Origin of the sequence: Halalkalibacter hemicellulosilyticusJCM 9152, from assembly GCF_000513115.1 — a bacterium.
Lineage (GTDB): Bacteria > Bacillota > Bacilli > Bacillales > Bacillaceae_D > Halalkalibacter > Halalkalibacter hemicellulosilyticus.
The window spans coordinates 20,426-40,401 of sequence record NZ_BAUU01000003.1; the positions used below are offsets into that span (position 1 = coordinate 20,426).

Annotated in this window: 19 protein-coding genes; 17 read left to right on the forward strand and 2 right to left on the reverse strand. The window is 38.0% G+C overall.

The window, feature by feature from the left end; translation table 11 throughout:
• Nucleotides 1-5 precede the first annotated feature (5 nt).
• Together JCM9152_RS23620 and JCM9152_RS23625 are read right to left on the reverse strand one after the other, a co-directional pair.
• Nucleotides 6-758 carry a nucleotidyltransferase family protein gene (locus JCM9152_RS23620; protein WP_369384510.1) on the reverse strand — a complete coding sequence of 251 codons (753 nt, stop codon included), beginning with the start codon at nt 756-758 and terminating at the stop codon, nt 6-8.
• Entirely contained in the window at nt 749-1,219 is a 471-nt protein-coding gene (locus JCM9152_RS23625) for a nucleotidyltransferase family protein (protein ID WP_268870707.1), read from the reverse strand. The genes JCM9152_RS23620 and JCM9152_RS23625 overlap by 10 nt, the downstream gene beginning before the upstream one ends.
• Before the next feature lie 213 nt (nt 1,220-1,432).
• Between JCM9152_RS23625 and JCM9152_RS02185 the strand changes: the two genes are divergently transcribed.
• From JCM9152_RS02185 to murB, 17 genes are all read left to right on the forward strand, one after another.
• Nucleotides 1,433-1,951: a YceD family protein gene (locus tag JCM9152_RS02185; RefSeq protein ID WP_235715597.1), complete on the forward strand. Its 519-nt coding sequence runs from the start codon at nt 1,433-1,435 to the stop codon at nt 1,949-1,951.
• Nucleotides 1,952-2,022: 71 nt separating this feature from the next.
• Nucleotides 2,023-2,199, forward strand: a complete 177-nt coding sequence (rpmF, locus tag JCM9152_RS02190) for a 50S ribosomal protein L32 (protein ID WP_235715598.1) — start codon at nt 2,023-2,025, stop codon at nt 2,197-2,199.
• Nucleotides 2,200-2,510: 311 nt separating this feature from the next.
• A complete protein-coding gene (locus JCM9152_RS02195; RefSeq protein ID WP_035340410.1) occupies nt 2,511-3,071 on the forward strand; it encodes an RsfA family transcriptional regulator in 561 nt (186 codons plus the stop codon).
• Between the two features lie 208 nt (nt 3,072-3,279).
• Nucleotides 3,280-4,194 carry a 2-dehydropantoate 2-reductase gene (locus tag JCM9152_RS02200; RefSeq protein WP_035340412.1) on the forward strand — a complete coding sequence of 305 codons (915 nt, stop codon included), beginning with the start codon at nt 3,280-3,282 and terminating at the stop codon, nt 4,192-4,194.
• Nucleotides 4,194-4,580, forward strand: a complete 387-nt coding sequence (locus JCM9152_RS02205) for a DUF3397 domain-containing protein (RefSeq protein WP_035340414.1) — start codon at nt 4,194-4,196, stop codon at nt 4,578-4,580. Before JCM9152_RS02200 ends, JCM9152_RS02205 begins: the two co-directional genes overlap by 1 nt.
• Nucleotides 4,581-4,654: 74 nt before the next feature.
• Complete coding sequence (gene bshC / locus JCM9152_RS02210; protein ID WP_035340416.1) at nt 4,655-6,271, forward strand: bacillithiol biosynthesis cysteine-adding enzyme BshC; 1,617 nt, start codon at nt 4,655-4,657, stop codon at nt 6,269-6,271.
• Between the two features lie 151 nt (nt 6,272-6,422).
• Complete coding sequence (gene mraZ, locus JCM9152_RS02215) at nt 6,423-6,860, forward strand: division/cell wall cluster transcriptional repressor MraZ (RefSeq protein WP_035340708.1); 438 nt, start codon at nt 6,423-6,425, stop codon at nt 6,858-6,860.
• A gap of 18 nt (nt 6,861-6,878) precedes the next feature.
• Nucleotides 6,879-7,814, forward strand: a complete 936-nt coding sequence (rsmH, locus tag JCM9152_RS02220; protein WP_035340418.1) for a 16S rRNA (cytosine(1402)-N(4))-methyltransferase RsmH — start codon at nt 6,879-6,881, stop codon at nt 7,812-7,814.
• A gap of 13 nt (nt 7,815-7,827) precedes the next feature.
• Entirely contained in the window at nt 7,828-8,178 is a 351-nt protein-coding gene (gene ftsL / locus JCM9152_RS02225) for a cell division protein FtsL (protein ID WP_035340420.1), read from the forward strand.
• Nucleotides 8,179-8,294: 116 nt separating this feature from the next.
• Nucleotides 8,295-10,490 (forward strand): penicillin-binding transpeptidase domain-containing protein, encoded by a 2,196-nt coding sequence (locus JCM9152_RS02230; RefSeq protein ID WP_035340422.1) that lies wholly within the window; start codon nt 8,295-8,297, stop codon nt 10,488-10,490.
• A gap of 78 nt (nt 10,491-10,568) precedes the next feature.
• Nucleotides 10,569-12,479, forward strand: coding sequence for a stage V sporulation protein D (locus JCM9152_RS02235; RefSeq protein ID WP_035340424.1), 1,911 nt, complete (start codon nt 10,569-10,571; stop codon nt 12,477-12,479).
• Between the two features lie 57 nt (nt 12,480-12,536).
• Nucleotides 12,537-14,012: a UDP-N-acetylmuramoyl-L-alanyl-D-glutamate--2,6-diaminopimelate ligase gene (locus JCM9152_RS02240; protein WP_035340709.1), complete on the forward strand. Its 1,476-nt coding sequence runs from the start codon at nt 12,537-12,539 to the stop codon at nt 14,010-14,012.
• A 92-nt stretch (nt 14,013-14,104) separates the two neighbouring features.
• Entirely contained in the window at nt 14,105-15,079 is a 975-nt protein-coding gene (gene mraY, locus JCM9152_RS02245) for a phospho-N-acetylmuramoyl-pentapeptide-transferase (RefSeq protein ID WP_035340710.1), read from the forward strand.
• On the forward strand, nt 15,079-16,437 hold the full coding sequence (murD, locus tag JCM9152_RS02250) for a UDP-N-acetylmuramoyl-L-alanine--D-glutamate ligase (protein WP_035340425.1): 1,359 nt from the start codon (nt 15,079-15,081) through the stop codon (nt 16,435-16,437). Before mraY ends, murD begins: the two co-directional genes overlap by 1 nt.
• A 228-nt stretch (nt 16,438-16,665) precedes the next feature.
• Nucleotides 16,666-17,763, forward strand: a complete 1,098-nt coding sequence (spoVE, locus tag JCM9152_RS02255; protein ID WP_035340427.1) for a stage V sporulation protein E — start codon at nt 16,666-16,668, stop codon at nt 17,761-17,763.
• Between the two features lie 177 nt (nt 17,764-17,940).
• Nucleotides 17,941-19,041, forward strand: a complete 1,101-nt coding sequence (gene murG / locus JCM9152_RS02260; RefSeq protein ID WP_035340434.1) for an undecaprenyldiphospho-muramoylpentapeptide beta-N-acetylglucosaminyltransferase — start codon at nt 17,941-17,943, stop codon at nt 19,039-19,041.
• A 14-nt stretch (nt 19,042-19,055) separates the two neighbouring features.
• Nucleotides 19,056-19,961 carry a UDP-N-acetylmuramate dehydrogenase gene (gene murB / locus JCM9152_RS02265; protein ID WP_035340436.1) on the forward strand — a complete coding sequence of 302 codons (906 nt, stop codon included), beginning with the start codon at nt 19,056-19,058 and terminating at the stop codon, nt 19,959-19,961.
• Nucleotides 19,962-19,976 lie beyond the last annotated feature (15 nt).

Here is a 19,976-nt window from a genome sequence, read left to right on the forward strand (position 1 = left end):
TTAATTTAATATTTGTTTAACTGTATCGGAGGGGTGAATTCGGCTTTGATGGCTGAATTTCTAGCGTGAGTTAAGAGGGGCTGTGCATAAATGATAGCTGCTCTTTCTTCTAGTTCGGCTATCCGCCCTGTCGCTTTTGCTCTTTTCGTAAGGATAGGGAGATTGCGCTGTTTTCTTGTTTGTTTTAAAAATTGTTGACCTTTTGTCGTAAATCCGAGTAGTTGTATATGACGTAGACCTTCAGAATGTGCTGATTGCATTTCTTCTTTAGTTGTATTGGTTAAGACATGTGTCGCTAGACGTTGTAATCGAGTTCTCGTATATCGCTTCGTTTTTAAGAGGTCGATCCAATCGGTGTAAGTAGGAGCAAATTTAATCGTTTCCTTAAGACGATACTCGAGTCCTTCTTCACATTCATATATGTCTCGTAATTGCTCACAAGAGGAGGATAGAATTTTATATTGTACGAATGGATAATAAAGGTCCCACGTATGGAGCAGCTTATTTTCTTTTTGATAGTTTGTCAAAAGGTTTACAGTAGCCGTTGGCATAGTATGTGCAATATCTGCTAAAGGTGTTCCTTCATTAATCGCTTTTCGTATACTTGTAGCACTTGCAATATGATTGGAACTAATGGACTGTTCATGGAAATGTGCTTGAATTCTTTTTGTAGTTATAGCTTTAATTGGGCTTCTTTGGTCTGTAATAGCTTTAACATAATGATAACCTAAAATGTTGTTTGGCTCTGTTAAAGAGATGGCTGTCGGCTATTTAAGCGTGTGAGGGCATCAGAGAATGCTCGCGGGTAGCTTAATCCTTGTTTCATATGTTCTTGCACATATGAATTGATTGTTGATAAGTCTTTTTGAATCGCATCAACCAATTCATAGAAAGGAAGTATATTGCCAGCTTCACTTCCAAAGTGAACGAATTCGACTCCAAGCTCAGTTAAAAGTTGAACAGCACCATTTGCAAAGTACTCAGCCTTTTGTGTTGAAAATGGATAAGGTAGCTCGATGACTAAATCAGCCCCATTCGCTAACGCCATTTCTGTTCGTGACCATTTTGAAATAAGAGCAGGTTCACCTCTTTGTAAAAAAGTACCGCTCATCACGACAATGACGATATCAGCTTCTGTCTCTTTCTTAGCTTGTGTTAATTGATAAAGGTGACCATTATGGAAGGGGTTATACTCAACAACGATTCCGACTGCTTGCATCGAATCTCCTCCTAATTATTATGAATGAAAGATGATGGATAAAAAAGGGTAAAATAAGTATTAGGTATAGATTCGTGAGTCTCTTTACTATCCCTTTTTGTCATGCTACAATAAACGTCATGTATAAAACAAGTATTTGTCTGTAAAGAAAAAAGATTGACATTCAAAAAAGGTAGATATATACTTAATCTTGTTGTCTTAGAGGTGATCAACATGTTGAAATGGTCCCTTCAGCAGCTAAACGTTGCGAAACATAAACCATTTACATTCGAAGAAACAATCGACTTGTCAAGTGTTATGAATATTAACAAAGAAATACGTAACGTTTCCCCTTTTAACGTGAAAGGTGAACTATTGTATAGAGGTTCTTTATTAACCTTTACGTTGCAAATTTCTGGTTCGTTGATTTTGCCTTGTTCAAGAACATTGGCAGATGTTACGTTTCCGATTGATATTGAAATCGTTAGGCAATATCATCCAAAGAATGATTATGTAACGGCAGATGTTGATCATGATGATATTCAGTTCTTTGAAGGTGAAATGGTCGATCTGAAGCCTGCAATCGAAGAAGCTGTCTTATTAGAAATACCGATGCAACTGTTTGCTGATGAGAAATCAGATCCGTTGGCTCCTCCAGAGGGGAAACATTGGGAGTTAGTAACAGATGAAAAGAAAGAAGATCGAATAGATCCTCGACTAGCAGATTTAGCTAAATTTTTTGACAAAGAGTAGGAAATGGAAGTCCCGGCAAAGATGGAACCTTCATTTTTACAATGACTATTTAATTCTGTAAGGAGGTGGGAATGATGGCAGTACCTTTTAGAAGAACATCTAAAACTCGCAAAAATAAGCGTCGTACTCACATTAAGTTAGCAGTACCAGGAATGGTTAAATGTTCTGAATGTGGAGAATTAAAGCTAGCTCACCGTATTTGTAAAGCGTGTGGCTCATATAATGGCCGAGATGTTGTCAGTAAATAAGCTTAAAGAAAAAAACGGAAAGGTTTTATACCTTTTCGTTTTTTTTTTTAGAAGTTTAATTAAGATAGGTGAAAGTCCTTCGTAAGTGGTGTCGGCTCCGCACGTTTCATACTGTTCTGTAGAAGAACTTTGCTCTTAGAAATGCTTTATAGCTTAATATCTATCGTTAATATTTGTGGGAATGAATACAACTTTGAATTGAAGGTCATAATTTATTAATAGAATTCGTTATTTTTTTATGATCGTGCGTCTTTCTAATCTAGTAGATGCATACGTATAGAATAATTATGAAAAATAAGGAGGGAATACATGTGAGTACAGTGAGGCAAGATGCTTGGTCAACAGATGAGGATTTAATATTAGCTGAAGTTGTATTACGTCATATACGTGAAGGGAGTACGCAATTAGCGGCATTTGAAGAAGTTGGTGACCGACTTTCGAGGACGAGTGCAGCTTGTGGATTTCGGTGGAATTCAACGATTAGAAAAAAATATGAATCAGCTATCTTATTAGCGAAGAAACAACGCTCAAAAGGAAAGAGGCTATTTCAAACAACGGAATATGACATGGAGCCAACCATTGAACTGCAACCACAATTATCGGAGGAGAAAGCTCAGGGCGAAAGTGAAGAAGAAGAATTACTTACAATGAAAAAGGTCGTTTCTTTTTTGAATGATTTTGCTCAAAAAAGTGAGGATCGTGTTTCTTTAGCAGAATTTAAGGAATTACAAGAAGAAAATAAAAGATTAAAAAATACGCTTGAACAAATTGAACAGGAAAAGAAAGTAATGGAAGATGACTATCGCACATTACTTTCTATTATGGAACGAGCAAGAAAGCTAACGACCTTTGAGACGACCACTGAAACATAATCATTAGCTAACACTTTGGATCTTATTTAGAATCCAGGGTGTTTTTTTATGAGTAAACGTAAAGTTTAAGTTCATGAAACAAAATATAGCGATTTAATTAGGTCTAAAGTTCTATATGTTCTAGTTGGAAAGAATGAGAAAATGTGATTGATAAGAGAGTAAATGAATAGTAGTGGGAGTATAGATAGAAGAAGGGAGACGCTAGACGATGAATGTAACAATCATTGGATCTGGTGCAATAGGGATGCTACTAAGTTATTATTTTGTTGAGAAAGGGCAAACTATAACTTTAGTCGTAAGAAGAGATGAACAATTAAAGCAATTACAAAATGAAGGACTTCAAATAACTCGTTATGATCAAACACATCATAATGTTAAAGTGAAAACAATGACATTTGATCATTTTATGAGTTCAAACGCCTTAATTGATTTAGCCGTTATTGCCGTTAAAGCATATGACTGGCCAACCGTTGATAAGAGCTTACAGAAACGAATGTCAACGATTAAGTCTATACTATTTTTACAAAATGGAATGGAACACATTTCTTATTTGTCTCAATATACATGTTCAGAAGTAGCTGTTGGAGTCGTAGAGCATGGTGCGAAGCGACTAAATGATTTTACCGTTGTTCATACAGGTGCGAGTGCAATTAAGTGGGGGTACGTTAAATATGGCGAACAAAAGATCATGAGAACGATCTTAGAAGAGATAGCTTCTCTTCATTTCGAAGAGGTATCAAATTGGTATGAGGCTTTGATGAGGAAAACAGTCGTAAATGTGTGTATTAATCCGCTAACGGCACTGTTTCAAGTAGAGAATGGTGAATTGTTAGCCAATGAGCATCTTACTACAATCATGAAGCACTTATTTGATGAAGTCGTAGAAGTCTTTGAATTGATAGATCATTTTAAGGTGTGGAGCTATGTAACGAATATTTGTGAGCGAACTAAGTACAATCAATCTTCTATGTATGTTGATTTACAGCAAGGGAGAAAGTCAGAAATTGAAGCGATTGTTGGTAGTGTGCAAAGAATGGGAAAAGAGAAAGGGATAAATACACCGTATCTTAATATGATGTTTGATGCTATTAAAGCAATGGAATGGCAGAAGGGGGTTAGATAATGGACATTTTCGTGTGGTTAATAGCGACTTTAGTGACACTTCCGCTATTAAGTTGGTATGTATGTTATTGGATATATGTAAAACGGAAAAAAAATAAAAAAAAAGCGATTCGTTTTGCTTCAGATTGGTCAACGGTTTTATTTATTGCATCGGTGCACTTTATTTTATTAGAAATATTCGGTCGCTCGTTCCTATTCATTGTATTAGGAGTTGTTGTTCTTATTGCGATTGGCTTTACATGGTTACATTGGTATATATCGGAAGACATTCACATACGTAAGTTAATTAGAGGGATTTGGCGTTTCAATTTTATCGTATTCTTTCTTCTACACGTTTCATTATTTTTTGTCGGATTACTTGTTAGTATTATTCGGTTAAATAGTTAGTTCATATTACTTTCTTGGGGGATCGTTCTTTGTTATAGTGATGAAGAAACGCTAAATGAAGGGACGCTAATAGAATGAACGTAGAGGAACTTGATTTAACCATTAATCGTTTTACCGATGATTATTTAGCATATAAAGAACAAGCAACTACTTTTTTTGATTATCAGATACAAGATAAGGACGTTTTTAAAAAGAGACTTGATCATATTCATACTCGTGAATTTAAACGAGAAGAGCTTTTTACATATTTTCAAAAGAACTATAAGGTACTCAAGAATCATGATGAAGCGATGAAGCAAATTGAGAAATTTAAAGATTCTAAATCAGTAGTTGTTGTAGGAGGACAGCAAGCTGGCTTGTTAACAGGTCCGTTATATACCATTTATAAAGCGATGACGATTGTTGCTCTTGCAAAACAACAAGAACGTGAATTGGGTATAAGTGTTATCCCTATTTTTTGGATTGCTGGAGAAGATCATGATTTAGATGAAATCCGTTTTGTATATAAGCAACAAGGTTTGCAGTGGAAGAAGCACTTCTATGATACGGGTTCTTCGAATACGTCGGCTTCTAATGTGATAGTGGATCATGCACAGATGGAGAAATGGGTAGAAGATGTTTTCGCAACATTGCCAGAAACCGCGTTTACTTGTGACTTATTTCAAAAAGTATCTCATTATGTAAAACAGTCGAATACGATGTTAGATTTCTTTCGGAATATCATGCATTGGTTTTTTGCTGAACAAGGGCTTCTTTTATTAGATGCACATGATCCGTTCATTCGCCAAATGGAAACGGGTTATTTCAAACAATTAATTGATCAAGTTGATTGTCTGCAAGTTGCTCAGCAAAAAGGAGATCGTGAATTTAATCAATCAGGTTATGGAGACCCCATTGTCACCGAACCGACAAATGCTCATTTGTTTCTTGAAGTTCATGGTGAGAGAAAACGTCTTGATTTTGAAGATGGGCTCTTTTCGGTACAAGGTACAGATGTTACATATACGAAAGCAGGTTTGCTTTATTTACTCGATCAACATCCTGAACGATTTAGTAATAATGTTGTGACCCGACCTTTAATGCAAGAGTGGTTATTGCCAGTATTAGCATTTGTTGGAGGGCCAGGAGAGATTGCATATTGGGCTACATTAAAGCCTGTATTTAAGTTGTTTGCGTTGAAAATCCCTCCTGTTCTGTTACGCTATCAAGTAACCTTTATTCCTACTCAAGTAAGCAAATGGCTGAATGAACACAATTATAAGGTTACACCTTTTTTAAAAGGAGAGATGAAAACGCTTCGTGATCAATGGTTAGAGAATGTTAATCCTTATCCAATTACAGAGGTTGTTGGAAATGTGAGAGAACAAGTACGTTCAGAACATGAGACTATTCGTAATTTAGCAGCAGAAATGGATCAAACACTTTATCATTTAAGTGAAAAAAATATAAATATGATTGAACAGCAGCTAGCATTTATGGAAAAGAAGATGAAAAAATTCGTTCGACAAACGCATGATGGAGCACTTGCGAAATTTGCTGAGACAGAGCATTGGTTATCCCCAATCAATAAACCGCAAGAGCGTATTATTCATCCGTTTGTGTTGATGAATGTCATTGGTGAGCGTGAATTTAAAAAATGGCTGTCAATGGAGTTGTCATTTAGTCGAAAACATAAGCTTCTGTATTTGTGAGTATTTGTAAATAATTGCTGTCGGAATAAGTTTTGAAATCCTGTCCACAAGGGCAGGATTTTTTTTTGTGGAGAAAATGTTCATTTTAGGTGGTGTAAAGTGGGGGAATGTGGTACTTTAATGTTAGTAAGTGGAGGGAGATGGGCTAACGATGTTTATGGGGGAGTATCATCATAATGTTGATGATAAGGGTAGGATGATTGTTCCTGCTAAGTTTCGAGACGCTTTAGGATCTACTTTTGTAGTAACTAGAGGTCTTGATCGTTGTTTGTTCGTTTACCCCCAAGCAGAATGGTTAAAACTAGAAGAAAAGTTAAAGTCCCTTCCTTTTACGAAGAAAGATGCAAGAGCATTTACACGTTTTTTCTTTTCGGGTGCTACTGAATGTGAATTAGATAAGCAGGGGCGCGTCAACATTGCATCACCTTTACGTGAGTTTGCACAATTGGAAAAAGAATGTGTTGTTATAGGTGTTTCAAACCGTGTGGAAGTATGGAGTAAAGCAATTTGGGAAGAATACTTTGCAGAATCTGAAGAATCATTTAGTGAAATTGCAGAAAATATTGTTGACTTTGATTTTGATTTGTAGGTTAACGGAGGTGGAAGCTTGTTTCATCACATAACTGTTTTGAAAGAGGAAGCAATTGAGGGGTTACATATTAAAGCAGATGGAATTTATGTGGATTGTACATTAGGTGGAGCGGGACATTCTGCTATGATTGCAGCTAGGTTAAATGACCAAGGACATTTATATGCCTTTGATCAAGATGATGCGGCATTAGCACATGCAAAAGAAACATTGGTGCAGTTTACGGATAAAGTTACGTTAATTAAAAGCAACTTCCGTTATATGAAGGAGGAGCTACACAAGCGAGGTGTGGATAAGGTTGACGGTGTTCTGTTTGACCTGGGTGTTTCCAGTCCACAGTTAGATGAGGCTGAAAGAGGATTTAGCTATCATCAGGATGCATTGCTCGATATGAGAATGGATCAAGCACAAGAGCTTTCTGCTTACGAAGTAGTGAACCATTGGTCGTTTGCCAAGCTAGTATCGATCATTTCACGATATGGTGAAGAGAAATTTGCTAAGCAAATTGCACGAAAAATAGAAGCGAGACGAGAAGATAAGCCAATTGAAAGAACAACAGAATTAGTGGACATTATTAAAGAAGCTATTCCTGCTCCTGCAAGGCGTAAGGGAGGGCATCCAGCTAAGCGGACTTTTCAAGCGATTCGCATAGCGGTGAACGATGAACTCGGTGCATTCGAGGAAGCTCTTGAAGATGCTATTGCGATTCTGTCGGTAGGTGGACGTATTTCAGTGATTACGTTTCACTCCCTTGAAGATCGATTATGTAAGGAAATAATGAAAGAAAAAAGTAAAGGTCCTGATTTACCACCTGGGCTCCCAATTATTCCAGATGAGTATAAGCCTGAATTGTTGATGGTAACGAGAAAACCAGTCATTCCTACTAATGAGGAATTGGAAATCAATAATCGAGCGCGCTCTGCCAAGCTACGTATTGCCGAAAAACAACGATAAGGGGGAATGTTAAATGAGCATGGTTGCACGCAAAATTCAAGAGCAACATCAAAGTCAAGTTCAAACAACAAAAAGAATCAAAAGAATGCGTTCATCGGTAACATTAGGGGAGAAATTAATCATGAGTATAGTGGCGATAACGGTGTTTGTTATTCTTAGTGTCATTGTACATAATTTTGCTACCCTTTATTCAGTCAATAAGGAAGTTCAACAATTAGAAACAGTTATTGCCCAGCAGCAAGAGGTTAATGATGGTCTTCATTTACAAGTGCTTGAATTAAGTGAGCCGGATCGAATATTATCGATTGCGAAAGAATTAGGAATGGTTTTAGATGATAATAAAGTAAAAGTTGTACAAAACTAGTTCTATTAGGAGCTAGTTTTTTCTCACCATTTTATGTAGGATAAAAAAGGTGTGTAGGAAGAAAATGATGAATGAACGGTGTTAAGTAGAAGGGGTAAAGATAGAGGTGAAGCGTAATGGAAATCAAAAGAGCAGTTACAAATAAAAGAGCTGTTTTTTTATTACTGGTGACAATAATCGTTTTTATTACGCTAGTCGGTAGAATGGTTTATATTCAGACAGCGCAGACGGTTAATGGAAATGATTTAGTGAAGATGGGGGAGCAGCGTTGGACACAAGAACAAGTAATAGAAGGGAAGAGAGGAACGATCTTTGATCGGGAAGGGAGTGCTATAGCTCAAGAAGTTCCATCATATACAGTATATGCTGTCCTTGATGAGGGGCAACGATTCTATGTTCGAAAGCCAGAAGAGACTGCTGTAACCCTATCTCCTTATATTAACATGAGTGAAGACGATTTACTTCGGTTGTTAACGAGTGATCGATTTCAAGTTGAGCTAGGGTCTGGAGCAAGAAATCTTACATATGAGCGAATGAAGGAAATAGAAGAGTTGGAGCTTGAAGGTATTTATTTCCGTGAAGAACCACGGCGCTATTATCCGAAACAAACATATGCATCACATGTGATTGGATATACAGATCGTGATATGGAAGAGGCACGAATGGGCTTGGAGAGAAATTTAGATGAATATTTGCGAGCTGAGGATGGGAAGATCCAATTCCAAACGGATGGTAGTTGGATCAGGTTGCCTAATTCGAATGAACGAGTAACCCCTCCAAAAAATGGTCAGGATATTTATACGACGTTAGATTCAAATATTCAAACAGCGTTGGAACAAGTTATGACTCAAGTAGATGAAAATTATGAACCTGAAAGAATGATTGCGATCGTCGCTAATCCAAAAACAGGTGAAATCTTAGCAATGAGTAATCGCCCAAGCTTCAATCCAAATGAATACGAAAATATTACGAATTACTTAAACTATGCTGTTGCTGATCGCTATGAACCGGGATCAACGATGAAGATCTTTACACTTGCTGCTGCGATTGAGGAAGGAGTCTATAATGGTGCTGAACTCTATCAATCTGGTCAATATCAAATAGGGTCTAGTACGATCGGTGATCATAATAATCGAAGTGGCTGGGGGATGATTAGCTTTGATGAAGGCTTTCTTCGTTCATCCAATGTTGCAATGGCTCGACTAACTTTGGAGAAACTTGGACAAGAAACAATCTACGATTATTTGGATAAGTTTGGCTTTGACCAGCTTACGGGAATTGATTTGCCAAACGAAGTAAGTAGTGCAATTGATCGGAACGGTGCTGTGGAAGCAGCCTCTACTTCCTTCGGCCAAGGCACTGCTGTAACACCCATCCAACAAGTGCAGGCAGCTACTGCTATTGCTAATGAAGGAAAAATGATGAAACCTTACATCATTCAACAGATTGTTGATTCACAAAGTGGGGATGTCACGTTTGAAAATAAACCTGAGGTTGTAGGGGAGCCTGTGTCTGCGGATACTGCTGAACATGTAAAGGATTTACTTGAACAAGTAGTAAACTCTCCTGTAGGTACAGGGAATCCTTATTATTTAGAAGGATTTGATGTGATCGGCAAAACGGGAACAGCTCAAATTCCGTCCCCTTCTGGTGGTTACATAAGTGGCCATGGTGAAAATATCTTTTCATTTATTGGAATGGCTCCAAAGGATGATCCGAAGGTGCTCGTTTATGTTGCGGTGGAACGCCCAAAGATTGATTTGTTCCAATCAGGTTCAGAGCCTACCGCCCTTATTTTCAATACAATTATGAAGCATAGTTTACAATATTTAAATATTACGCCATCAGAAACAGAATTATCCGAACAAATAAACGATGAATATATGGTGACTGATTATACAGAATTAGAAGGTAGTGACTTAGAGAAGTCAATAGACCAAACGGAATTAAAGGTAGTCAAATTAGGTAATGGCTCTCGAGTTATCTCTCAGCAACCGTTTGCTGGAAAAAGTGCATTACCTGGTGAGAAATTAATTCTATTGACAGATGAAGAGAAGGTTACTATGCCGAATATAGTGGGCTGGTCCAGTCGAGATGTTCGAAAATTAGCAGATGTACTAGAAATGGACTTGGCGGTATTTGGGCATGGCTATGTTGTTGAACAAAGCGTTCAAGCAGGGACAGAATTACAGAGAGGCGAGTATATGGTGGTCGATCTAGCCCCAATGTCTAAAGAGGAATTTGAAGACGTTGATGAAGATGCTTCTACGGAAGGTGAATCACAAGATGAAGCGTCGGTAGATACTGAATAAATAGCCATGTTCTAACAGACCTCGTACAAGCATACGCTAGTAACAATATGTAACTAGTATGTATGTAGGAGTGATTCGGTGAGAGTATCAAACGTTACCGTACGCAAACGACTTATTCTAATCTTGTTCCTAGGATTAATAGTGTTCTTAATTATCATTTTAAGACTCGGCTACGTTCAATTTGCTATGGGTGAATGGTTAACTGAGAGAGCGGAAGATTCATGGAGTCGAGATGTACCATTTGAAGCAAAACGTGGTGAAATACTTGACCGAAATGATGTTGTCCTTGCAACAAATGTAAGTGCTCCTTCGATCATTGTTGTGCCGAGACAAGTGAAGGATCCAGTAGAAGCTGCTGAGAAACTAGCTAATGTATTAGACCTTGACCATAAAGATGTATATAGTGATATAACCAAAAATGCTTCAATGGTACATGTTGGGCGGAAGGTTGCAAAGGAAAAAGCTAGTGAAGTAAGAGATTTACGTTTACCTGGTGTATATATTGCCGAAGATAGTAAAAGGCATTATCCTTTCGGTTCTTATTTATCACATGTGCTCGGCTTCGCTGGGATTGATAACCAAGGATTAACTGGATTAGAGCTTTATTATGACGATGCATTAAAAGGTGATAAAGGTCATGTATCCTTTTTTGCAACTGCGAAGGGGAGTAAAATGCCTAACCTAGCAGATGAGTATACTGCCCCATTAAATGGTTTTGATTTGCGCTTGACGGTGGATAGTCAAATTCAAACGATCATGGAACGTGAGCTAGATATCGCTGAAGCTACATATCGACCAGATGGGGCAATTGCGATTGCGATGAATCCAAATACAGGTGAAATTTTGGGGATGAGTAGTCGACCAGATTACAATCCTGAACATTTTCGAGAAGTACCTGCCGATGTATATAACCAAAATAAACCAGTATGGATGCAGTATGAACCTGGTTCAACCTTTAAGATTATTACTTTAGCAGCTGCGATTGAAGAAGGTGAAGTTGACCTTAAAGACGATTCTTTTTATGACCCTGGATACATTGAGGTGGCAGGTCGAAATATTCGTTGCTGGAAAAAGGGTGGGCATGGACAGCAAACCTTTTTGGAGGTTGTTCAAAACTCGTGTAACCCAGGATTTGTTGAATTAGGTCAACGGTTAGGGAAAGATAGGCTGTTTGACTATATAGAAAATTTTGGTTTTGGTGAGAAAACGGGAATTGATTTGCAAGGTGAAGGAACCGGTATATTATTTGATCGCGACCGTGTCGGCCCGCTTGAGTTAGCAACAACATCTTTTGGGCAAGGAGTAGCAGTGACCCCTCTGCAGCAAGTAACGGCTGTGTCTGCTGCCGTTAATGGTGGTTATTTATATCAACCGTTCATTGCGAAAGAATTTGTTGATTCTCTAACAGGAGAAATTATTGAACAACAAACACCAACGATGAAGAGGCAAGTGATTTCAGAGGAGACATCTAAAGAGGTTCGTTATGCATTAGAGCATGTCGTAGCACTTGGTTCAGGAAAAGGTGCATATATTGACGGATATCGAGTAGGTGGAAAAACAGGAACTGCGCAAAAAGCTATGGATGGTCGTTACTTAGAAAATAATCATATTGTCTCATTTATTGGTTTTGCTCCAGCAGATGATCCACAAATTGTTGTTTATGTGGCCATCGATAACCCGAAGGATACGATCCAGTTTGGAGGAGTGGTAGCGGCACCGATTGTTGGGAATATTATTGAAGATTCTTTACTAGCAATGGGAGTAGAGCAGCGTTCGGAGCAAGTTGAAAAAGAATTAACATGGTCAGATGTACCGCTTGTTGAAGTTCCAGATTTAGTTGGAAGAACGCAACGTGAATTGAACGAATCGTATTATGATTTACAAATAGAAAGAGAAGGTGAGGGGAAGTATGTCTTAGCTCAATCACCTTCACCTGGGATTAAAGTATCAACTGGTTCAACAATCAGACTTTATATGGGTGACAATTGATAAGATTCCTTTTAAAATGAGGAAGAAATGTCAGCTGAAAAAGGAGACCTTTTATTCATGGACTTAAAAGAATTATTAGAACCTATTCGATTTCAACATATAGAAATGAAAGAAAATCCGAAAGTAACTTCCATTACGATGGATTCTCGAGAAGTACAGCCGGGTTCCGTATTTTTTTGTATTAAAGGTTATACCGTTGACGGACATGATTTCGCTAAACAAGCAGTTGAAAATGGAGCTGTGGCAGTTGTAGCTGAACGTCCACTCTCGCTTTCTGTACCTGTTATTGTTGTGAAGGATCCACGAAGATCGATGGCGAAAGTAGCTTGTCACTTTTATCGTTATCCGACTGAACAACTGAAGTTAATTGGAGTAACTGGAACGAATGGAAAGACAACGGTAACCCATCTGATTGAACGAATAATGATTGACCATCGAAAGAAAACAGGGCTAATAGGGACGATGTATACGAAAGTGGGAGACTCTTTTTATGAAACAAAGAACACGACACCTGAATCGTTACCTTTACAAAAGCTATTTCATGAGATGGTAGAAAGCCATGTGGATACAGCTATTATGGAAGTCTCATCACATGCTCTTCATCAAGGTCGTGTGCATGGCTGTGATTTTGATGTTGCTGTATTTACGAATTTGACACCTGACCATTTAGATTATCACGGAACGATGGAAAAGTATTTATATGCTAAGGGGTTGTTATTCGCCCAATTAGGCAATACCGTTTCGTCGAAGGTCGCGATCATTAATCAAGATGATCCTTGTAGTGAGGAATTAAAAAGGCTGACAGCGCAAGACATTATAACGTATGGAATTAAGTTAGACGCTGATGTGCGAGCAACCAATATCGAGTTGTATCCGAACGGTACACATTTGACGATACGAGCTTTTGGTCATGAAGAACGATTTCACTTAAAGTTAATTGGGCAATTTAGTGTCTATAATGTATTAGCTGCGGTAGCGGTCGGACTCACTTCTAATTTGTCATTGCAAGAAATGAAGAGTAGTTTAGAGTCTGTTTCCGGTGTAGACGGTCGATTTGAAACGATTGAATCTGGCGAAGATTTCTCTGTCATTGTCGATTATGCTCATACGGCTGATAGTTTGGAAAATGTGCTAAGTACAATAAAGGGTCTTCAAGTGAAACGTATTATTGCTGTTGTTGGTTGTGGTGGAGATCGAGATAAGACGAAACGTCCTGCAATGGCTCAAATTGCTACTAAGTTGGCCGATAAAGCTATTTTCACTTCTGATAACCCGCGTTCAGAGGATCCAGCATCTATCATTGCTGATATGGTGTCTGGAGTGAAAGATGGTGACTATGAAGTTATTATTGACCGTAGAGAAGCGATCGAGTATGCTATTGATTGTGCTCAAGCGGGTGATGTCGTTCTGATCGCAGGAAAAGGACATGAAACATACCAAATTATCGGTGATCAAACGATTCATTTTGATGATCGTGAAGAAGCAAGAGCTGCTTTACAAAAAAAAGAAAATGCATGGATTGTAAAAAAATGATTCTAAAAAGTAGTAGTATACTCATATAAAAACGAATGAATCATCATACAAGCAACATAAGAATAGAGAAAAGAAAGGGGGCGTGATGAATGATGTTAGAACGAATATTATTGTTAACATTAGTCTTATCATTCTTAATCGCAGTCCTATTATCACCCATTTTTATCCCATTTCTTCGTAGGTTAAAATTTGGCCAAAGCATACGCGAGGAAGGGCCTGAATCACATAAAAAAAAGAGCGGTACACCGACAATGGGTGGAATCGTCATCGTTATATCGATTATCATAACGTCATTGTTTATTTCCGTTACGTATTTGTCTTTAAGTCAAGAAATACTGTTGTTACTACTTGTAACCGTTGGATTCGGACTAGTAGGTTTTTTAGACGATTTTATTAAAGTAGTATTGAAGAGAAATTTAGGGTTAACATCAAAACAAAAACTCGCAGGTCAACTGTTCATTGCAATCTTATTTTATATCGGATTACGTCAAATGAACTTATCTACTGAGATCATCATTCCAGCCACATCATTTTCAATTGACTTAGGATGGTTCTATTTACCGTTTGTTATTATCATGTTAGTAGGTGCTTCTAATGCCGTTAATTTAACGGATGGTTTAGATGGTTTATTAGCTGGTACGGGTGCGGTCGCATTTGGAGCTTTTGCTGTTCTTGCATGGTATGCTGACTTGATTGATATTTCAATTTTTAGTGCAGCAATTGTTGGAGCTGTACTCGGTTTTCTCGTCTATAATGCTCATCCTGCAAAAGTATTTATGGGTGACACAGGCTCATTAGCTCTTGGTGGTGCGATTGCTGCGATTGCTATTTTAACAAAAATGGAAATTTTATTAATCATTATTGGTGGAGTGTTCGTCATTGAAACGTTATCTGTCATTATTCAAGTTATTTCTTTTAAAACAAGAGGGAAAAGAATTTTCAAAATGAGTCCACTTCATCATCATTATGAGCTTTCTGGTTGGAGTGAATGGCGAGTCGTTGTGACCTTTTGGTTTGTTGGAATGATCTTTGCCGTGCTTGGAATCTATTTAGAGGTGTGGTTGTAATGAGAGCGACGGAACAGTTTAGAGGTATGCATGTTTTAGTATTAGGATTGGCCAAAAGTGGGGAAGCTGCGGCTAAGTTGTTACATAAACTTGGAGCGATTGTAACGATAAATGATTCAAAGCCATATGCTGATAATTCTCAAGCCCAACAATTAGAAGCTCTTGGAATGAAGGTGATCTGTGGCCATCACCCAGTCGAATTGTTAAGTGATTTATTTCAACTCGTTGTCAAGAATCCTGGAATTCCTTATTCAAACGTGATGGTACAAAAAGCAGAAGAACTAGGGATACCTGTTATTACAGAGATTGAATTAACGTCGAGAATGAGCGAGGCAGATATTATTGCAATTACAGGCTCTAACGGTAAAACGACAACGACAACATTGATTTACGAAATGTTACAAGGGAGTTCGAAAATTCCTACTATTGCAGGGAATATAGGGACCGTATCATGTGAAGTTGTGCAGCAAGTAACGGCTGACCATTGTATCGTTCTAGAGACATCTAGCTTTCAATTACTCGGTACAATTCAATTCAAACCGAACATAAGTGTTGTTTTAAATATTTTTGATGCCCACTTAGATTATCATGGAACGAAACAGGAATATATACGAGCAAAGTCAAAGATATTTGAAAATCAAAATGATCAAGATTGGCTCATTTATAACTATGATGATCAAAATCTTGTTGAAGCAGTCCACTATTCAAACGCTAAAAAAATCCCTTTCTCTACCAAAGAGGAGCTGAAAGAGGGAGCTTATATAAAAGATGGACAGGTTTATTTTAAACAAGAGCCAATAATGGAACTAAACAATATCGTTTTGCCTGGAATTCATAATCTAGAAAATATATTGGCGGCTGTTGCTGCGTCATTAACAATGGGTGCTACTCAGTATCAGATTCAAGATGTATTAAGAACATTCAGTGGAGTTGCTCATCGCCTTCAATTTGTAGGTGAAGTAGATGGAAGACGATTTTATAATGATTCTAAGGCTACAAATAATTTGGCGACGAAAAAAGCATTAGGAGCGTTTCAAAATCCTGTAGTTTTGTTAGCTGGTGGGCTTGATCGAGGTAATTCATTTGATGAGCTAATTCCAGCTTTTGAACGAGTTCATACGGTCATTGTTTTTGGTGAAACAAAGGACAAAATTAGAGATGTTGCCAAAAGAGCTGGCATTAAAACAATCGTCGAGGCACAATGGATGGAAGATGCTGTTTCAGTTGCTTTTAAGCATTCAACTAAAGGGGACGTCATCTTATTGTCACCTGCTTGTGCAAGCTGGGATCAGTATCGTACGTTTGAAGAGCGAGGAAATCGTTTTATTCAGGCGGTGAAGGCATTGTCTGTAGACTAAAGACAAGTATGAGATATCTGAGAGGTGTTCCTTTTAGATATCTTTTTTTGATACCACGATTCGAAGAGGTGTTGACGAAAGCTCCCTTAAGAAAGTCTCTTCATGTTTTTTAAAATCAACAATTATAAGTGCATGAATTCACATGTCATTTGGACATGTTTTTATCATCTGTGCATAGGTTATAGTACAGGGTTACGATGTACTTTAATGAAATGTTGAGGTGTTTATATGGATAAGGGGAGACGGGCACCGGATTATTTATTAATGCTCACGACATTTTCTTTATTAGCGATAGGGCTTTTAATGGTTTATAGTGCGAGTGAAGCGTGGGCAAGCTATCGGTTTGATGATTCGCTTTTCTTTTTGAAGCGTCAAATGTTTTTTGCTGGATTAGGGATTGTTGCGATGTTATTTATGATGAGAATTGACTATTGGACGTGGCGAACATGGTCTAAAGTTTTACTCGTCATTTGTTTTATTCTACTCGTCATCGTATTAATACCAGGGGTAGGTTTAGTTCGTGGTGGTGCACGTAGTTGGTTAGGGATTGGTGCATTTTCAATTCAACCATCAGAATTTATGAAAATGGCCATGATTGCTTTTTTAGCTAGCTATTTATCAAGAAATCAAAAAAAAATTACCTCTTTTAAAAAAGGTCTGCTACCTTCACTTTCTCTTGTAATGTTAGCGTTCGGAATGATTATGCTTCAACCGGATTTAGGGACAGGGGCTGTTATGGTTGGAACGTGTGTTGTGATGATATTCATTGCTGGAGCGAGAATTAGTCATTTTATGTGGCTTGGGATGGTAGGAATTGCAGGTTTTATCGCTCTAATTGCATCAGCACCATATCGTATTAAGCGTATAACATCATTTCTCGATCCTTGGTCAGATCCATTAGGAAGTGGTTTTCAGATCATACAATCACTTTATGCGGTTGGTCCTGGTGGATTAATGGGGCAAGGGTTAGGGGAAAGTAGACAGAAATACTTTTATTTACCTGAGCCACAAACAGATTTTATTTTCGCTATTTTGGCCGAAGAGCTTGGCTTTATTGGTGGAACAATTGTTATTTGTTTATTTGGAATCCTTTTGTGGAGAGGCATTAAGGTTGCGTTAGCAGCACCTGATTTATTTGGTAGCTTTTTAGCAATTGGAATTATTTCAATGGTTGCGATTCAAGTCATGATTAATATTGGCGTTGTTACTGGACTAATGCCGGTTACTGGGATTACTCTTCCATTATTGAGCTATGGCGGTTCCTCTCTTACATTAATGCTATTATCGATCGGTGTACTGCTGAATATTAGTCGTCATTCACGGTAAATGTCATTTAGGAGAAGAAATTTTTAGCAAGTGGGTTCATTTGATAACGTATTATGATTGAAATGAAATTGTAATGATCGTTAATATGTATTTAATGAAGATGTTGGATTTTATTATGTATATTCGTTGTTCAGTTCATGATAAAATGAAGATAAATGGATAATTTGGAGGAAGGTCATGAAAGTAGTTGTTAGTGGTGGTGGAACGGGCGGACATATTTATCCGGCGTTAGCGCTCATTAAAGAAATGAAACGAATAAATAACGATGTGGAGATTTTGTATGTTGGGACTGAAAAAGGACTTGAATCTGAGATTGTCACACGCGAACAGATCCCATTTAAATCGATTCCGATTACCGGATTTAAGCGCTCGATTTCTTTAGAAAATTTAAAGACCGTGTACAGGTTTCTTTCTGGAACTCGGAAGATGAAATCTTTACTTCGAGAATTTAAACCAGATGTTGTGATTGGGACAGGAGGATACGTTTGTGGACCGGTTGTCTATGCTGCCGCAAAATTAAAAATTCCAACAGTTGTTCATGAACAAAATAGTGTACCGGGCTTGACGAATAAATTTTTGAGTAAGTATGTTGATAAAGTTGCAATCTGCTTTGAGGAAGCGAAGCATTTCTTTCCAAGTCAAAAGGTTGTTTTGACCGGTAATCCGAGAGCATCTGAAGTGATGAATGTGGATGCTTCTGCAGGTAGGCGCTCATTATCCTTGAATGAGAATCAAAAAACGGTACTCATCGTTGGCGGAAGTCGAGGAGCTAGACCAATTAATGAAGCATTTTTGACGATCATTGGGAAATTGAAACATAAATCATATCAAATCGTATACGTGACAGGGGCTGTACATTATGACCGAATTATGGAGCAAATGAATAAGCATGATCATCCTCGAAATGTAACAATCAAGCCATTTATTCATAATATGCCAGAAGTATTAGGGGCAGTGGATTTAATTGTCGCTCGTGCTGGAGCTACAACATTGGCTGAAATTACCGCCCTTGGACTTCCTAGTATTCTAATTCCAAGTCCATATGTGACCAATAATCATCAGGAGAAAAATGCACAATCACTAGCAAAGAATAATGCTGCAATCGTGTTGAAGGAGACAGAAATGTCAGGCGACCGTTTGTTAGAAGAGATCGATCAAGTTCTAACAAGTGAAGAGAAGTGGATGCAAATGTCCACGTCATCAAAGGAGCTAGGGCTACCTAATGCAGCTAAACATTTATATGATGTGTTAGACGAATTAACGAAAAATGGATCGTAAAGGTGGAAGATAGTATGGATTGGATTGAGGATCTTAAACGAGCGAATATTGGAAAGGTAAAGGTTCAAGAACCACTTGCTAATCATACTACGTGGAAAATAGGTGGTCCCGCTGACGTGCTTGTTATTCCAGATAGTATGAAGAATTTAGAAAAAGCGATGTCTATTATTACTCAAAATGAAATTCCGTGGCTAGTCATCGGTAGAGGCTCGAATTTACTTGTTGGCGATGGTGGTATTGAAGGGGTCGTCATTAAGTTGGATCGTGGAATGGACAATATGAAAGTCGAAGGTGAAACGGTAACGGTTGGTGGTGGATACTCAACCATTAAGTTAGCAACGCTTCTTAGTCGACAGGGGTTGTCTGGTTTAGAGTTTGCTGGTGGTATTCCTGGTTCAGTAGGTGGAGCTGTCTTTATGAATGCCGGTGCTCATGGAAAGGAGATAGCTGATATCTTGTTAGAAGCAACGATTTTGAAGGCGGATGGATCACTTGAAGTATGGACGAAAGACGAAATGGATTTCGCTTATCGAACGTCTAGACTCCAAAAGGAAAAAGGAATTTGCGTTGAAGCAGTACTGCAATTAAAAAAAGGAGATCGCTCGATCATTGTGAAGGAAATGCAAGCCAATAAAGATTATCGTCGAGATTCTCAACCATGGAATCATCCGACGTGTGGAAGTGTTTTTCGAAATCCGCTTCCGTTCTATGCTGGTCAGTTGATTGAAGAAGCTGGATTAAAGGGTTATCAAATTGGTGGAGCTCAAATTTCGCTTATGCACGCTAATTTTATTGAGAATGTCAATCAAGCAACAGCAAAGGATGTTATTGATTTAATTAATCATGCGAAGAAAGTGATTCAAGAAACGAAGCAAATAGAACTAAAGACGGAAGTAGAAATGATTGGAAAACATTCTTAATACTAATAGCCTAAC

Coding starts and splice junctions, on each gene's coding strand:
- JCM9152_RS23625 (WP_268870707.1), bottom strand. CDS start 1,219: ATGCAAGCAGTCGGAATCGTTGTTGAGTATAACCCCTTCCATAATGGT.
- JCM9152_RS02185 (WP_235715597.1), top strand. CDS start 1,433: ATGTTGAAATGGTCCCTTCAGCAGCTAAACGTTGCGAAACATAAACCA.
- rpmF (WP_235715598.1), top strand. CDS start 2,023: ATGATGGCAGTACCTTTTAGAAGAACATCTAAAACTCGCAAAAATAAG.
- JCM9152_RS02200 (WP_035340412.1), top strand. CDS start 3,280: ATGAATGTAACAATCATTGGATCTGGTGCAATAGGGATGCTACTAAGT.
- JCM9152_RS02205 (WP_035340414.1), top strand. CDS start 4,194: ATGGACATTTTCGTGTGGTTAATAGCGACTTTAGTGACACTTCCGCTA.
- bshC (WP_035340416.1), top strand. CDS start 4,655: ATGAACGTAGAGGAACTTGATTTAACCATTAATCGTTTTACCGATGAT.
- mraZ (WP_035340708.1), top strand. CDS start 6,423: ATGTTTATGGGGGAGTATCATCATAATGTTGATGATAAGGGTAGGATG.
- ftsL (WP_035340420.1), top strand. CDS start 7,828: ATGAGCATGGTTGCACGCAAAATTCAAGAGCAACATCAAAGTCAAGTT.
- JCM9152_RS02230 (WP_035340422.1), top strand. CDS start 8,295: ATGGAAATCAAAAGAGCAGTTACAAATAAAAGAGCTGTTTTTTTATTA.
- JCM9152_RS02240 (WP_035340709.1), top strand. CDS start 12,537: ATGGACTTAAAAGAATTATTAGAACCTATTCGATTTCAACATATAGAA.
- mraY (WP_035340710.1), top strand. CDS start 14,105: ATGTTAGAACGAATATTATTGTTAACATTAGTCTTATCATTCTTAATC.
- murD (WP_035340425.1), top strand. CDS start 15,079: ATGAGAGCGACGGAACAGTTTAGAGGTATGCATGTTTTAGTATTAGGA.
- spoVE (WP_035340427.1), top strand. CDS start 16,666: ATGGATAAGGGGAGACGGGCACCGGATTATTTATTAATGCTCACGACA.
- murG (WP_035340434.1), top strand. CDS start 17,941: ATGAAAGTAGTTGTTAGTGGTGGTGGAACGGGCGGACATATTTATCCG.
- murB (WP_035340436.1), top strand. CDS start 19,056: ATGGATTGGATTGAGGATCTTAAACGAGCGAATATTGGAAAGGTAAAG.